This is a genomic window from Arthrobacter sp. B0316-1-20, from assembly GCF_059091865.1.
The window spans coordinates 1-15,190 of sequence record NZ_JBNHHC010000003.1; the positions used below are offsets into that span (position 1 = coordinate 1).

At 68.8% G+C, this 15,190-nt stretch carries 14 protein-coding genes; 3 read left to right on the forward strand and 11 right to left on the reverse strand.

Annotation, left to right across the window (positions count from 1 at the left end):
* From AC5RW2_RS05245 to AC5RW2_RS05270, 6 genes are all read right to left on the reverse strand, one after another.
* A partial coding sequence (locus AC5RW2_RS05245; RefSeq protein WP_494073708.1) for a metal ABC transporter solute-binding protein, Zn/Mn family occupies positions 1–612 on the reverse strand: 612 nt, incomplete at its 3' end.
* A gap of 64 nt (positions 613–676) precedes the next feature.
* Positions 677–1,414: a class I SAM-dependent methyltransferase gene (locus AC5RW2_RS05250; protein WP_494073880.1), complete on the reverse strand. Its 738-nt coding sequence runs from the start codon at positions 1,412–1,414 to the stop codon at positions 677–679.
* Between the two features lie 46 nt (positions 1,415–1,460).
* Positions 1,461–2,345 (reverse strand): histidinol-phosphatase, encoded by an 885-nt coding sequence (hisN, locus tag AC5RW2_RS05255; protein ID WP_494073709.1) that lies wholly within the window; start codon positions 2,343–2,345, stop codon positions 1,461–1,463.
* 67 nt (positions 2,346–2,412) lie between these two features.
* On the reverse strand, positions 2,413–3,516 hold the full coding sequence (rsgA, locus tag AC5RW2_RS05260; RefSeq protein ID WP_494073710.1) for a ribosome small subunit-dependent GTPase A: 1,104 nt from the start codon (positions 3,514–3,516) through the stop codon (positions 2,413–2,415).
* Positions 3,517–3,518: 2 nt separating this feature from the next.
* Positions 3,519–4,844 (reverse strand): 3-phosphoshikimate 1-carboxyvinyltransferase, encoded by a 1,326-nt coding sequence (gene aroA / locus AC5RW2_RS05265; RefSeq protein WP_494049735.1) that lies wholly within the window; start codon positions 4,842–4,844, stop codon positions 3,519–3,521.
* A gap of 5 nt (positions 4,845–4,849) precedes the next feature.
* Complete coding sequence (locus AC5RW2_RS05270) at positions 4,850–5,431, reverse strand: DoxX family protein (RefSeq protein ID WP_494000160.1); 582 nt, start codon at positions 5,429–5,431, stop codon at positions 4,850–4,852.
* Between the two features lie 327 nt (positions 5,432–5,758).
* On the opposite strand from AC5RW2_RS05270, the gene AC5RW2_RS05275 reads away from it, so the two are divergent.
* Both AC5RW2_RS05275 and rsrA read left to right on the forward strand, forming a co-directional pair.
* Entirely contained in the window at positions 5,759–6,463 is a 705-nt protein-coding gene (locus AC5RW2_RS05275) for a sigma-70 family RNA polymerase sigma factor (RefSeq protein ID WP_494000159.1), read from the forward strand.
* Entirely contained in the window at positions 6,460–6,723 is a 264-nt protein-coding gene (gene rsrA / locus AC5RW2_RS05280; RefSeq protein WP_493979048.1) for a mycothiol system anti-sigma-R factor, read from the forward strand. Before AC5RW2_RS05275 ends, rsrA begins: the two co-directional genes overlap by 4 nt.
* A 123-nt stretch (positions 6,724–6,846) precedes the next feature.
* Here rsrA and AC5RW2_RS05285 read toward each other — a convergent pair whose 3' ends face one another.
* From AC5RW2_RS05285 to AC5RW2_RS05305, 5 genes are all read right to left on the reverse strand, one after another.
* On the reverse strand, positions 6,847–6,921 hold the full coding sequence (locus AC5RW2_RS05285) for a 50S ribosomal protein bL37 (protein WP_369299106.1): 75 nt from the start codon (positions 6,919–6,921) through the stop codon (positions 6,847–6,849).
* 90 nt (positions 6,922–7,011) lie between these two features.
* Positions 7,012–7,608 carry a PadR family transcriptional regulator gene (locus AC5RW2_RS05290; RefSeq protein ID WP_494012454.1) on the reverse strand — a complete coding sequence of 199 codons (597 nt, stop codon included), beginning with the start codon at positions 7,606–7,608 and terminating at the stop codon, positions 7,012–7,014.
* Entirely contained in the window at positions 7,608–8,432 is an 825-nt protein-coding gene (locus tag AC5RW2_RS05295) for a DUF4097 family beta strand repeat-containing protein (RefSeq protein WP_494012453.1), read from the reverse strand. Before AC5RW2_RS05295 ends, AC5RW2_RS05290 begins: the two co-directional genes overlap by 1 nt.
* 198 nt (positions 8,433–8,630) lie before the next feature.
* A complete protein-coding gene (locus tag AC5RW2_RS05300; protein ID WP_494000156.1) occupies positions 8,631–9,230 on the reverse strand; it encodes a GDSL-type esterase/lipase family protein in 600 nt (199 codons plus the stop codon).
* A gap of 85 nt (positions 9,231–9,315) precedes the next feature.
* A complete protein-coding gene (locus AC5RW2_RS05305; protein ID WP_494073711.1) occupies positions 9,316–13,134 on the reverse strand; it encodes a multifunctional oxoglutarate decarboxylase/oxoglutarate dehydrogenase thiamine pyrophosphate-binding subunit/dihydrolipoyllysine-residue succinyltransferase subunit in 3,819 nt (1,272 codons plus the stop codon).
* A 398-nt stretch (positions 13,135–13,532) separates the two neighbouring features.
* Here AC5RW2_RS05305 and guaB1 point away from each other — a divergent pair, with 398 nt between their 5' ends.
* Positions 13,533–14,987, forward strand: a complete 1,455-nt coding sequence (gene guaB1, locus AC5RW2_RS05310; RefSeq protein ID WP_494073712.1) for a GMP reductase — start codon at positions 13,533–13,535, stop codon at positions 14,985–14,987.
* The last annotated feature ends 203 nt before the right edge of the window (positions 14,988–15,190 follow it).

Genomic DNA, 15,190 nt, shown 5'->3' on the forward strand with positions numbered 1-15,190 from the left:
CAGGTAGGAGAAGGCGCCTTCACAGCTGACCAAAGCCGGAACGGCCGACGGATCGGCGAAGGCCGACTCCAGGCCGGCCATCAGCACGTCCAGCTCCCGTTGGTATTCCGCGCCGTTGCGGCGAAAGTCGGCGGCGTGTGCGGGCAGCAGGCGGCTGAAGGCGTCCACGATGTTGTCCACATAGACCTTCGCCGCCTTCGGGGACATCCACGCGTGCGGGTTCGGCTTCCCGGCATAATTCCCGGCGGTGATGCCCACCGGCTCCACGCCGTCGCTGAGGACCACGTGCGGGGCCGGGACTGCATTCAGGAAGCGTGCGAACCAGCGTTCGAGGCCCAGCCCGTTGTCCAGGATGAGGTCCGCGTCCTGCGCCCGCACCAGGTCCGACGGCGTGGGCTGGTAGCCGTGGATCTCCGCGCCGACCTTGGTGATGGACGCGACCTCCACGTGGCCGCCGCCGATTGTGTCGGCCATGTCGGCCAGCACGGTGAACGTGGTCAGCACCAGCGGCCGCTCCGACGCGGCGGCGAACTGCGGCGGCGCCGCACAGCCGGTCGCCGCCAGCACGATGGCAACGGCCAGCAGGAACCCCCTCGCGCAAAGTTTCGGCATGCCTAAATTTTGCAGGACGGCCAGCCTCAAAACAAGCGGGGGAGGAAAAGTCCGGGGACCGGGGTCAGATCTTCCTGGCCCGCCAGCTGTGGGTCAGGTAGGGCAGGTCGATCATGGCCCCGGGGGAGTGGCCCAGATGGTCGTGCAGGTACCAGTCGAGGTTGCCCAGGACTTTCGCCCGGGTGGCCTCCGTCGCGCGCAGGTAGTAGCTGCGGGTTTTGACCAGCTCCATCACGTCGCCGGTGCTGAGCCGGTCCCGCCACCGGGTCTCGTGCCCTTCCGGCGGGTCGAACTCCGGGCCGACTCGGGGGCGGAAACCGGGCTTGAGCACGTCGCCGGCATGCATGATGCGCGAGAGGCGGTGCACCCACGGCACGCCGGTATCCAACTGGTTCCACACCAGGCCCAGGGTCCCGCCGGGCTTGAGGATGCGGGCGGCCTCGGTGCTCGCCCGCAACGGATCGGTCCAGTGCCAGGCCTGCGCCACGGTGACCACGTCCATGCCGGCGTCGGGGAGGCCGGTGTCCTCGGCGGTGCCCGCCACGGCGGCCACGCCCGGAAGGTTCCGCTGCAGCTGCGCGAGCATGTCGGCCGAGGGATCCACCGCAACCACCCGCAGCCCGCGTGCGGCCAGGGCGGCGGTGTACTTTCCGGTGCCGGCTCCCACGTCGGCGGCATCCCGTGCGCCGGCCGGCAGCAGCCAGTCGACGGCGTCGTCGGGGTAGCCGGGACGGATGCGGTCGTAGTGTTCGCCGCCCTGCTGGAAGGCGTCGGCGTAGGCGCGCCGCCGCTCATCGTCCATCCGGGGGCCGCTGTGTGCCACGTGGTGCTCCTGGTGCGGCGGCGTGCTACCGGCCCTCGCCGGCGGCCTCGATGCTGCCGGCCGCTTCGTCGTCGTACGCTGCCGGGGCTGACCCGGCGGGGCGCTGTCCGCGCAGTTCGGGGTTCAGGCGGTGCAGGGCCTCGACGTGGAGCAGGCCGTTGGTGGCCAGCGCGTTGCCGCCGAACGGGCCGTCTTCGCCCTCCAGCGAGCTGAACCGCCCGCCGGCTTCGGTCACGATCGGCACCAGGGCGGCCATGTCGTAGAGGTTCAGTTCCGGTTCGCAGGCGATGTCCACGGCGCCCTCGGCCACCAGGCAGTAGGACCAGAAATCGCCGAAGGCCCGCGTGCGCCAGACGGATTCGGTCAGGCCAAGGAAGTCGTCCAGGTTCCCGCGTTCCTTCCAGCCGCCCAGGCTGGAGTAGGACAGCGACGCGTTCTCCAGCCGGTCCACGGCGGAGACCTGGAGCCGGGTCGCGGTGGCCAGCGAACGTCCCGTGTAGGCGCCGGTTCCCTTGGCGGCCCACCAGCGCTTGCCCAGTGCGGGCGCGCTGACCAGCCCGACCACCGGCTGCCCCTCGTCCACCAACGCGATCAGGGTGGCCCAGACCGGTACGCCCCGGACAAAGTTCTTGGTGCCGTCAATCGGGTCGATGATCCAGCGGCGGGCGCCGTGGCCGCTGCTGCCGAATTCTTCGCCGAGCACGGCGTCGCGCGGGCGGGAGCGGGAGAGTTGCCCGCGGATTGCCTCTTCGGCGGCACGGTCGGCGTCCGTGACCGGCGTCAGGTCCGGCTTGGTCTCCACCTTCAGGTCGAGTGCCTTGAAGCGGGCCATGGTCTGCGCGTCGACGGAGTCGGCCATCACATGGGCCAGGCGCAGGTCGTCGTTGTAGCTTTGCGAAGCGTGGGTCATAGGTTTCAACCTATCGGTAAGTGAAGTGCGGACGCGGGAGGCGGAGCTGCAGCCCGGCCGGCGGCCCTTAGACGGTGCCGAGTTCTTTGGCCTCGGGGCGCTCTTCGGCGCCCAGCAGGCGGCGCAGCGACGCAAGCCTCGCCGCCCCGGCGTCGCCGGCCCCGCCGTCAGCGACGTAGGGGTCCAGCCCGCAGCCCACGGCGGCGGCGTCGTGCTTGCAGCCGCGCGGACAGTCGGCGGTGCCGGGCTCCAGGTCGGGGAAGGCGGACAAGATCCGGTCGGGGTCCACATAGGCCAGACCGAAGGAACGGATACCCGGGGTGTCGATGATCCAGGTGCCGGCGGGCGAGTCCTGGACCTTCAGCGCCAGGGCCGACGACGACGTGTGCCGGCCGCGCCCGGTGACGGCGTTGACTCCGCCGGTGGCGCGCTGGGCCCCGGTGAGCGCATTGACCATGGTGGACTTGCCGACGCCCGAGTGGCCGAGAGTGACGGTGACCTTGCCGTCGAGATAACCGCGCAGCGCGGCCACGGCGTCGGTATCGAGCCGCGCGGACAGGCCCTCGTCGGAGCGGGTGTCCACGCCGAGGGCGTCGGCGGCGGCGGTGCGGCTGACGATCACCGGCAGCTCCAGGTGCTCGTAATTGGACAGCAGCTCGGCGGGGTCCTTCAGGTCGGCCTTGGTGACGCACAGCAGCGGGCGGATCCCGGCGTCGTACGCGGCCACCAGCGCCCGGTCGATGAACCCGGTGCGGGGTTCGGGGTTCGCCGCCGCCACCACGATGACCAGCTGGTCGGCATTGGCCACCACCGCACGTTCAACCGGATCGGTGTCGTCCGCGCTGCGGCGCAGCAGGGTGCGCCGTTCCTCCACCCGGACCAGCCGGGCGAGGCTGTCGGGTTCGCCGGAGACATCGCCGACCAGGGCCACGAAGTCTCCGGTGACCACCGGGGTGCGGCGCAGTTCGCGGGCCCTGGCCGCGACGACGATGCGCTCGCGGGGAGTGTCTTCATCGACGACGGCGGTGTAGCGGCCGCGGTCGACGGTGACAATCCGCCCGAGCTCCGCATCCTCGTGGGCCGGGCGGTCCTTGGTGCGCGGACGGGAACCGCGCTTGTTCGGGCGGATGCGCACATCCGATTCGTCCCAGCTGCCGGTGCTGCGCGACACCGTCAGCCCTCGCTGGCCGAGGCGGCCGGGGCAACGGTGAACATGTCCTGCCACAGCTGCGGGAACTCGGGCATCGTCTTCGCCGTGGTGCCGATGTCCTCGACCTCCACGCCGCGCACGGCCAATCCGAGGATGGCGCCGGCGGTCGCCATGCGGTGGTCTTCGTAGGAATGGAACAGGCCGCCGTGCAGCGGCTTGGGCCGGATGAGCAAACCGTCTTCCGTCTCCTCGGCGTCGCCGCCCAGCCGGTTGATTTCCGCCACCAGGGCCGCCAAGCGGTCCGTCTCATGGCCGCGCAGGTGGGCAATGCCGCTCAGGCGGGACTCGCCGTCGGCCAACGCGCACAGCGCTGCCGCGGTCGGCGCCAGCTCGCTGGTGTCGGCGAGGTCGGCACCGGTGATCGAGGCGCCGCCGGTGACGGTCAGAGTGCTGCCCTCCAGCGTGACCGTGGCGCCCAGCCGCGGCAGGATGTCCCGCCAGGCGTCGCCCACCTGGGTGGTGGCAGTGGGCCAGTTGGGGATCCTGACCCGGCCGCGGGTGGCCAGGGCGGCGGCCAGGAACGGGCCGGCGTTGGAAAGATCCTGCTCGATCCGGGTATCGAAGGCACGGATCGGGCCCGGGGAGACGACCCAGTGGTTGGGGGTGGAGTCGTCGACGCGCACGCCCAGGTCCCTCAGCAGCCGCACCGTCATGGAGATGTGATCCAGGCTCGGCACGCGGTCGCCGGTGTGCTCGAGGTGCAATCCGTCGCGGAATCGGGGACCGACCAGCAGGAGGGCGGAAACGAACTGCGAGGAGGCGCTGGCATCGATCGCCAGGTGGCCTCCGGCCACTTCACCCGCGCCGGTGACGCGGAACGGCAGGCTGCCGAGCCCGCGGTCGTCCACGTCCACGCCCAGCCGGCGCAGTGCGTCGATGGTGGGGGACATGGGCCGGCGCCGCGCCGCCGGGTCGCCGTCGAACTCCACGGCGCCGCTGCACAGCGCCGCCAGCGGCGGCACGAACCGCATGACCGTGCCTGCCAGTCCGCAGTCGATGCGGGCAGCGCCCAGCGGGCGCGCCGGGTCGATCGGTTCCACCAACAAATCCGGGCCGAACCGGCCGTCGCCCTCGGTCTCCGTGATGCCGGCTCCCAGGGACCGCAGCGCCTCCACCATCAGAACGGTGTCCCGCGAGTGCAGCGGGGAGCGCAGCCGGGAGGGGCCGTCGGCCAGCGCGGCGAGCACCAGGTAACGGTTGGTGAGGGACTTGGAGGCGGGGACTTCTACTGTTGCATCGATCGGCCGCTCCGCGAAGGGGGCGGGCCAGTGGTTGGCAGCGTGGGGCATTGCGTTCAGGATGCCACCACGTCCGCCGTGGCTTCGCGCACCGCGCGCTCGGCCTTCTTCAGCTGCTTCCGGGCGTCATGGCCGATAGAACCGGCATTGCGGCGGGCGTCTTTGCCGATGGAGCGGACGTTGCGCCGGGCGTCAGCGGCAAGGTGCTCGGCCCGCCACACCAGGCCGGGCCGGCCATTGGTATCCACAGCGGCGAGCAGGACCGCACCGATCAAGGACAGATTCTTCAAGAGGTGGTTGCGGCGGGTGCGCCTGGCTTCCGGCGTTGCGGAATCGGCGGCGCGGTAATCCACCACGGTATTGAGGGCTGTGGTGCCGGCCAGTACGGCAGCCGCGAGCCGCGAGAACTTGCCCATGCCCAAGAGCACACCTGCTCCCACCTGGGCCGCGCCGATAGCGCGGGCCATCAGCTTCTCCTGCCCGGCCAGGGCGCCGGCCGCGGGAAGGACGGATTCTGTCTGCTGGACCAGCGGCCGCAGGGACACCGCGGTTTCGTCGGTGTGGCGCAGACGGTCTATTCCGGTAGCTACAAAGCTTGTGGCCAGCAGCGGGCGGGCGGCAAGGCGGACGATTGACATGGAAGCCTCCTGGCTGTCAGCGTGCGTCGAAGGATCTGCGCCTTTCCCGGAGCCAGGCCCCGGGAAGGTGGCACTGGACACTAGTCTGGCACTTTTGTTGGCACCGCACACCTTGCGGGGCCGTTTACCGCGGCCGGCGGGGAATAGTTGCGGCTCGTCGGCGGTTAGCCATGAGAGGAAGGCCGGTGCATTGTCTCCGGCCGGCAAGGTGTCGAAACGGAGGGAGATCCTGTGCCTACAGCGCTTGCCGAACGGGGCCGCGCAGGCCCGGTCGCCGGCGCTGCGTCCGCCCCGGCGTCAGGGCAGCCCAGCGTAGACTGGGAGCCAATGACGACTGAGAATTCGGACGCCACCCAGGACCGCGCCATCCCCGCCACAGCGGGAGAGCCGGATCAGGTCGACGTCCAGACGGAAACCGCCGACCAGCGCCGTGCCCGGTTCGAACGCGACGCCATGCAGTATGTGGACCAGCTCTATTCGGCGGCGATGCGGATGGCACGCAATCCCAGCGACGCCGAGGACCTGGTGCAGGAGGCCTACACCAAGGCGTTTTCGGCCTTCCACCAGTACAAGCCGGGCACCAATCTCAAGGCCTGGCTCTACCGGATCCTGACCAATACGTACATTAACCTCTACCGGAAGCGGCAGCGCGAGCCGCAGCAGTCCAACACGGACCAGGTCGAGGACTGGCAGATGTTCCAGGCTGCCGCGCACACCTCCTCCGGGCTCCGCTCGGCGGAAGCGGAGGCGCTGGACCACCTGCCGGACTCGGACGTGAAGAACGCCCTTCAGGCGATCCCGGAGGAATTCCGGCTGGCCGTCTACTTTTCGGACGTGGAGGGCTTCGCGTACAAGGAAATATCGGAAATCATGAACACCCCCATCGGCACCGTGATGTCCCGCCTGCACCGGGGACGCAAATTGCTGCGCGAACTGCTCGCAGATTATGCGCACGAACGTGGCATGTCAGGCACCAAGGACAAGAAAAACGCCGCGGCGGCGGTGGGGACACAACAGGAGAACGGCACATGAGCGACTGCCACGGACTGGGCGACTGCGAAGACGACCGGATGCAGCGGATCTACGAGTACGTCGACGGCGCACTCTCCCGCGATGACCTAGCGGAGATCAAGGCGCATCTGGACAGCTGTCCCGAATGCGCCGAAGAACACAACCTGGAGTGCCTGATCCGCTCGGTGGTGAAGCGCTCCTGCCAGGAGCACGCACCACAGACGCTGAAGGAACGGATCCTGGACAGGATCAGCCACATCAGGGAAACCGACACCGTGTAACGGACCTGCCGCGTCCTGGCTGCAGGGAACGCGCAGGGAACAACGAAAGAACCCCCGCCGCCCAAACCGGGTGCGGGGGTTCTTGTCTCAGCAGCCTCAGCCGCGCGGGCTGTTGGCGACTGCTTAGGTGTTGGGGCGCTTGCCGTGGTTTGCGCCGCCGCGCTTACGGTCGCGGCGCTTGCGTGCTCGCTTGCTCATGGGCTGCCTCCTTTGCTGGACGAAAAAGAACTGCGCACCAGTCTGTCATATGCCTGCCCCACCTCCTAACCGGCGGAGGGTCCGGAGCGGTCAGCGCAGGGCCGCCGTGATGGAGGCCTTGGCCTGCTCCAGCACGGTCCTGATGGTCTGCACGGCGACTTCGTCCACGGTGCCGGCCGCGGTCCGCCGCCGCAAGCGCACCCTCACGTCGTCGCGGAAATCGTTGAGCAGGTGTTCCAGTTCCTTCACCGTGCGCTGCCCGGCGGCCTCGGCCGCCCGCGGCGACTTCCGGGCGTTGGTGCGGGCGGCCTCGGCCGAGGCGGCAAGGTCGGCCCGCAGCCCCTTCATCGAACTGCGCAGTTCCTCCCGCAGTTCGTCCGCGAGCCGCCGCACCGAGGCAGAGATGTCGGCTTCGACTCCGGCCAGCTCTTCCCGGCGGGCAGCCAGCTCCGCCCGCCCGGCGTCGGTGATGCTGTACACCGTGCGCCGGCCATCGGAGGAGGTGATCACCAGCCCTTCCTCCTCAAGTTTGGCCAGCCTGGGGTAGACGGTGCCCGCGCTGGGGGAGTAGGTGCCGCCGAACCGGTCGCTGAGGGCACGGATGATGTCATAACCATGCTTGTCGCCCTCCGCCACCAGCGCGAGCAGGTAGAGCCGCAAGGCGCCGTGCGCGAAGACCGGAGTCATCAGCCGACCTGGCTTCCGGCGATGTCCCGGTGGAAGACCGCCAAGGTGCCCGAAACCGTGGTGGAGCGGATAGTGAGCCCGGGTCCTTCGGGCCCGATCCGGGTTTTCACCTTCTCGGAGAGTCCGAAAAACTTCTGGTCGTTCACCGTGATGCTGCCGGTGGCCGAGGAAGCAGCCACCTCCACCCCGCATTCCTCCGGTACGCGCACGGTAACGTCGCCGGAGACGGAATTGACGGCCAAGTCCTCCGGGGCGCCGTGCAAATCGAAACCCAGGTCGCCGCTGACCGTGCTGGCGCGGACGTGGCCCAGGAAGCCCGAGGCGGTGATTTCGCCGGAGACGCTCTTGGCCACCAGATTCCCGCTGTGCTCGCGGACGATGATTTCGCCGCTGACCGTATTGACGGTGAGCATGCCGGCGGTGTCGTCCGCCATCATGGACCCGGTGACCGTGCTGACATCCGCCCCGGCCGCGGTGCCACACACCAGGCCGTCGCCACTGACAGTGGCGGCCTTGACGGGCAGATCCCGGGGAACGCCAATACTGATCACCGCTTCGTCCCGGGCTCCGGGAAGCACCAGGTTGACGCGGCGGGCGAGGAAACCCAGCGGGCCGTCGCCGGCCTTGCCGTGGCTGATCTCCAGCGTGCCGTTGCGCAGGGTCATCTCCAGGGGCGATCCGGCGACCTCGGAGACCTCCACGCGGACCGTCGGCTCCTCATGGACGATGATGTCCAGCCGCCCCTTCACGATGGATGCCCGCAGCGAACGGACATCGTCGACGTCGATCGTCCGGGGACCGTCGATGCTCCACGTATCGTTCATGGCCTGTCCTGCCTCTGGCGATAAACCGCTCTAAACGCGATATATCTTGTGATGCAGGACACGATATATCGCGACCGCCGCGACCGCAAGGGCTGGAACCGCGTCCTTAAAGCGGAACGGCGGGACCGGAGCGTTTTCCGGTTCCCGCCGAGGCGGTGTTGAGGGCCTGCCCGGCAGGCCCGTGTCCTGCGCGCCCGCTCAGAAAGGCTCGGGGAGGTCCAGCCACGGGTACCACCCGCGGTGCAGCACCAGCCAGGCCAGCAGCCCGTAGCCCGCTTGGCCGGGGGCCCCTCCGTTGCTGGCCAAATCGGTGCGCCACTGCTCGTGGTTCAGCAGCGGCGTGAACGTGTCGACGAAGACGTGCTTGCGCCGGGTGGTGACATCGCCGAAGGCGGTGGACAGCTCGGCCAGTTGGATGTTGCGGTCCGGGTCCAGTCCCGGCGGCGGGCCGACGACGAAGACCTTGACGCTCAGCTGCGCCGCTCCGTCGAGGATGTTCGCGAGGTTGAGCCGGCTGCGCGCCGTGGACAGTCCGAGCTCGAGATCGCGGCCGGACAGCCCGATGACGAGCCGGTTTTCGAAGCCGTCATCGAAACGCCGTCCGGCTTCCTGCAGCCAGCGGCCGGCCAGTTCCTCCGTTCCTTCGTTGGGTGAGGCCAGCACGAAGGATTCCAGGGTGGCTGGGTCCGGGTTGGTCCGGGCCAAGGTGCGGCCGAGCCAGCCGAGGGCGCGCGGGTCGCCCACACCGGCCAGCAGTTGATCACCCACGGCGGCGATCCTGATTCTGCGTTGCTCCACGGGTAGCTTTCTGGTTCGACGGATGGGAAGCGGGCTTAAACGAAAGTGGGCGGGGCGCCCTGCGGCACCCCGCCCGCCATCTTACTTAGCGGCGTTCAAAGGCCTTCTTGACCAGGACATCCTGCTCCGCGGCGTGGCGCTTGGCCGAGCCGGTGGAGGTGGCAGCGGAGGCCGGGCGGGAAACCAGGCGCAGCTGACGGTCCAGGGCGTCGGGCAGGTACAGACCCATGAAGGGCCACGGGCCCTGGTTGGCCGGTTCGTCCTGTGCCCAGACGATTTCCGCGTTCGGGTACTTGGCCAGTTCCGCCTTGATCTCGTCAACCGGCAGCGGGTAGAGCTGTTCCACCCGGACGAGCGCCGTCTTGGTGTCGGAGTTCTTCTGGCGCGCGGCCAGCAGGTCGTAGTAGAGCCGGCCGGAGACCAGCACCACACGGTCGACGTCCTGGCCGTTGAGGTCCTGAACGTCGCCGATGACCGGCTGGAACGTGCCGCTGGTGAAGTCCTCCACCTTGGCCGCGGCAGCCTTCAGCCGCAACAGCTGCTTCGGGGTGAAGATGATCAGCGGCTTGCGCGGACGGTTGTAGGCCTGGCGGCGCAGCAGGTGGAAGTGCGAGGCCGGCGTGGTCGGGTTGGCCACGATCATGTTGTCCTCGGCGCACATCTGCAGGAAACGCTCGATCCGGGCCGACGAGTGGTCCGGGCCCTGGCCTTCATAGCCGTGCGGCAGCAGCAGCACCAGCGACGACCGCTGGCCCCACTTCTGCTCGGCCGAGGAGAGGAACTCGTCGATCACCGTCTGGGCACCGTTGACGAAGTCGCCGAACTGGGCCTCCCACAGCACCAGTGCGTCCGGTCGCTCGACCGAGTAGCCGTATTCGAAGCCCATGGCCGCGTACTCGGACAGCAGCGAATCGTAGATCCACAGCTTGGCCTGGTCGTCGGACAGGTGGCTCAGCGGCGCCCACTCTTCGCCGGTGACGCGGTCGTGGAAGACCGCGTGCCGCTGCACGAAGGTGCCGCGGCGGGAGTCCTGGCCGGCAAGGCGTACCGGCACCCCTTCCATCAGCAGCGAGCCGAAGGCCGCGAGTTCGCCGAAGCCCCAGTCGATGTTGCCCTCGCGGGACATCTGCTCGCGGCGCTCCAGCAGCGCCTTCAGTTTCGGGTGGACGGAGAAGCCCTCCGGTACTTCCACGTGGGCCTTGCCGATCCGGGCCATCATCTCGGCGGACACGGCGGTGCCGGCGGGCACATCGGCCCTGTCCTCGGTCTGCTGGGAGAGCGGGCGCTCCAGGTCGGACACGGCGGCGGAGTCCTTGGTGATGACCGGGATCGGCGAGGTCTGCGCCGCATGCGTCTCGGCGAAGACGCGCTCCAGCCGTTCCTGGTAGTCGCGCAGGGCCTGGTCGGCTTCGTCCTGGGTGATGTCGCCGCGGCCCACCAGGGCCTCCGTGTACAGCTTGCGGGTGGAGCGCTTGGCTTCGATGAGGTTGTACATCATCGGCTGCGTCATCGAGGGATCGTCGCCCTCGTTGTGTCCGCGACGGCGGTAGCAGACCATGTCGATGACGACGTCCTTGTGGAAGCGCTGGCGGTACTCGTAGGCCAGCTGCCCCACGCGGACCACGGCCTCGGGGTCGTCGCCGTTCACGTGGAAGACCGGCGCCTGGATCATCTTTGCCACGTCGGTTGAGTACACCGAGGACCGCGAGGCGTGCGGCGACGTGGTGAAACCGACCTGGTTATTGACCACGATGTGCACGGTGCCGCCGGTGCGGTAGCCGCGCAGCTGCGACAGGTTCAGGGTCTCTGCCACTACGCCCTGGCCGGCGAAGGCCGCGTCTCCGTGGATGATGATCGGCAGCACCGGGAACTCGTCGCCCTTGTCCAGCCGGTCCTGCTTGGCGCGGGCAATGCCCTCGAGCACCGGGTCGACGGCCTCCAGGTGGGAAGGGTTGGCGGCCAGGTAGACCTTGGTCTCGTTGCCGTTGTCGGAGGTGAACTTCCCTTCCGTGCCCAGGTGGTACTTCACGTCGCCGGAGCCTTGGACGCTACGGGGGTCCTGGGTGCCCTCGAACTCGCGGAAGACCTGTGCGTAGGTCTTGCCGGCGATGTTGGTGAGCACGTTCAGCCGGCCGCGGTGGGCCATGCCGATGGCCACTTCGTCCAGGCCGTCGTCGGCGGCGTCGGAGATCACGGCATCAAGCAGCGGGATCAGGGATTCCCCGCCTTCCAGCGAGAAGCGTTTCTGGCCCACGAACTTGGTCTGCAGGAAGGTCTCGAACGCCTCGGCGGCGTTGAGCTTGCCCAGGATGCGCAACTGCTCCTCGCGGCTGGGCTTGGCGTACTCGCGCTCCAGTTCGTTCTGGAACCACTCCCGCTCGGCCGGGTTCTGGATGTGCATGTATTCGATGCCGGTGGTGCGGCAGTAGGCATCACGCAGCACGCCCAGGATGTCGCGCAGCTTCAGGCGGTCCTTGCCGCCGAATCCGCCGGTGACCCATTCGCGGTCCAGGTCCCAGAGGGTCAGCCCGTACGTGTTGATGTCCAGGTCCGGGTGCTTGCGCTGGACGTACTCCAGCGGGTTGGTGTCCGCCATCAAGTGGCCGCGGACGCGGTAGGCGTGCACCAGTTGCTGGATGCGGGCCACCTTGTTGACCTGCAGGTCGACGTCCACCTGGTTGTCCGGGCGCCAGCGGACCGGCTCGTACGGGATGCGCAGCGCTTCGAAGATCTCGTCGTAGAAGCCCTGTTCGCCCAGCAACAGCGATTCGATCAGGCGCAGGAACTCGCCCGAGCCGGCGCCCTGGATGACCCGGTGGTCGTAGGTAGAGGTGAGCGTGATGATCTTGCCGACGCCCTGCGCGGCGATCGTCCGTTCGCTGGCACCGCGGAACTCGGCGGGGTACTCGAGGGCACCGACGCCCACGATGGTGGCCTGGCCCTTGGACAGCCGGGGGACGGAGTGCACCGTGCCGATGCCGCCCGGGTTGGTCAGCGAAACCGTGGTGCCGGCGTAGTCGTCGGCGGTGAGCTTCCCGGCGCGGGCCCGCTTGATCAGGTCCTCGTAGGTGTGCCAGAACTCGGAGAAGTTCATGGTTTCGGCGCGCTTGATGTTCGGCACCACGAGCAGGCGGGTTCCGTCCGGCTTGGGCATGTCGATCGCGATGCCGAAGTTGACGTGGGCCGGCTGGACAGCGGCGGGCTTGCCGTCGATCTCGGCGTAGTGGACGTTCTGGCTGGGGAACTGGCCCAGCGCCTTGACCACGGCGTAGCCGATGAGGTGGGTGAAGGAGACCTTGCCGCCGCGGGCGCGGGCCAGGTTGGAATTGATCACCAGGCGGTTGTCGATCAGCAGCTTGGCGGGAACCGCGCGCACCGTCGTCGCGGTTGGCACGCTCAGGCTGGCGTCCATGTTGGTGGCAATGGCCTTGGCCGGGCCGCGCAGCACGGAGACGGTGTCTTCTTCGGCCAGTGCGCTGGGCGCGGATTTGGGCAACTGGGCGGGGATCGGGGCAGGCTTCGCCTCGGCCTTCTCGGCCTTCTCGGCCGGCTCGGCCTTCGCCGCCGGCTTGGCGGGCGCGGCGGAGCTGTTGGTGGAGGTGTTGGGGGCCGGCTCATTGTCGGCGGGAATCGGCTTGGTTCCGGCCTGCTCCGTGGCCGTGCTCTCGCCCGAGGCCTGGGGCGCGGTATTAGCCGCGGCGGGGCGGGAAGGCGCGGTGGCGCCCGCCGGGGAAGCTGCAGTGTCTTTCGGGCTGCCGTCGCCGCCGTTGGCCGCCTCGAAGATGCTCCACCATTTCTTGTCCACGGAATTCTTGTCTTGGAGGTACTGCTCGTAGATCTCGTCAACGAGCCATTCGTTACCGCCGAATTCTTCGGGTAGACGAAGGTTGGGATGCTCTGGCACTTGTGATACGCCTCTTCCGTGAATTGCCGCTTGCCCTGCAGATCACGCGCTTCCCTTGGCTGCCTTCCGAACCTGCCGGCCAGCAGCGGAATTGCGAGTGCGCATCTGCCGCGCACTAGATCTGGACCAGTTGCCAGTCTAATGACACTTTCGCAACGCAGGCTAATCTTTAGCGTTTAAGCGGGGGAACTTCGTGCCGATTCGTCCCGCGGCCCGGCGGCCCTAGACTTTCAGGGGAGCCGGGAAATATGCAGGCGGCCGGGCCGCCCTCCGTGCGCAGCCCCGGCAGCGCACGGACACAACGGATCCGGACCCCTGGCCCGCAGCCCCACCTACCCGACCGGCCACCGCGCCACCTGGCCCCCCGGCCTGCACGGCGACGAGGAAAGAGAGCAGCCATGCGCCTGATCAACGAGCCGATGACCGACCTGACCTACTCGGACGTTTTCCTGGTGCCGTCGCGCTCGGATATCACGTCGAGGCTGGATGTGGACCTGTCAGCCGGCGACGGCACCGGGAGCACCATTCCCCTGGTCGTGGCGAACATGACCGCCGTCAGCGGCCGCCGCATGGCGGAGACGATGGCGCGGCGCGGCGGGCTGGCCGTGCTGCCGCAGGACGTGCCGCTGAACGTGCTGTCAGAGGTCACCGGGTGGATCAAGGACCGCCACATCGTCTTCGAAACGCCGTTGGAGCTGACCGCGGGCAACACCGTGATCGATGCCGTGCACCTGATGGACAAACGCGCGCACGGCGCGGTTGCCGTGGTGGACGACGCCGGCAAGTGCGTGGGCGTGGTGCGCGCCGAGGACTGTGAGGGCGTGGACCGCTACGCGTCGCTGGAGTCGGTGATGGCGGTCCACCCGCTGCTGCTGGATGCCTCCATGTTCGACGCCGGGGCGGACACTGCGCTGCGGCAGGCCTTCGACCTGTTCGACTCGGCCTCGGCGTCCTTTGCGCCGGTCGTGGACGACGACGGCGTGCTGGTCGGCGCGCTCACCCGTGCCGGCGCGCTCCGCTCGACCATCTACACCCCCACGCTGGATCCGCAGGGCCGCCTGAAGGTGGCCGCCGCCGTCGGGATCAATGGCGACGTCCGCGCCAAGGCCGAGGCGCTGCTGCAGGCCGGGGTGGACGTCCTGGTGGTTGATACAGCCCACGGGCACCAGCGCAAGATGTTCGACGCCCTCGAAGCGGTCCGCAGCCTGGACCCGCAGGTTCCGGTGGTCGCCGGCAACGTGGTCAGCGCCGACGGCGTGCGCGACCTGGTCGAAGCCGGCGCGGACATCGTCAAGGTCGGCGTGGGACCCGGCGCCATGTGCACCACCCGCATGATGACGGCCGTGGGCCGGCCGCAGTTCTCCGCCGTGCAGGAATGCGCGGAGGCGGCCCGGGAGCTCGGCGCCCACGTGTGGGCCGACGGCGGGGTCCGCTATCCGCGGGATGTCGCCCTGGCGCTGGCGGCCGGGGCCAGCCAGGTGATGATCGGTTCCTGGTTCGCCGGAACGCACGAAAGCCCGGGAGACCTGCTCACGGACAGCAACGGCCGCAAGTACAAGGAAAGCTTTGGCATGGCGTCGGCCCGCGCCGTCCAAAACCGGACCCGGCGGGAGGACGCCTTTGAACGGGCCCGCAAGGCGCTCTTCGAAGAAGGCATTTCGTCCTCCAAGATGTACCTGGACCCGCTGCGTCCCGGCGTCGAGGACCTGCTGGACGGGATTACCGCCGGCCTGCGCAGCTCGCTGACCTACGCCGGCGCACAGAACCTGGTGCAGTTCCGCGAACGCGCCATCGTGGGCGTGCAGTCGGCCGCCGGTTACGAGGAAGGCCGTCCGCTGCCGGAGAGCTGGTAGGACTGCCGCCGGTACGCCGGCGGCAGAACGGCCGCCTGGGACTGCCCCCGGCGTAACCCCGCCTGCTACGCTATTGCCCATAATGGACAGCTATTCTAGGAGCCGGTCCGTGACGCACCCCGCAGGGCAGGCAGCATGCCGGACCGCGGGAGCACAGGCAGCCCAACAGGGCACCGCGTGCGAGGCGTCACCCAGCACCGGCA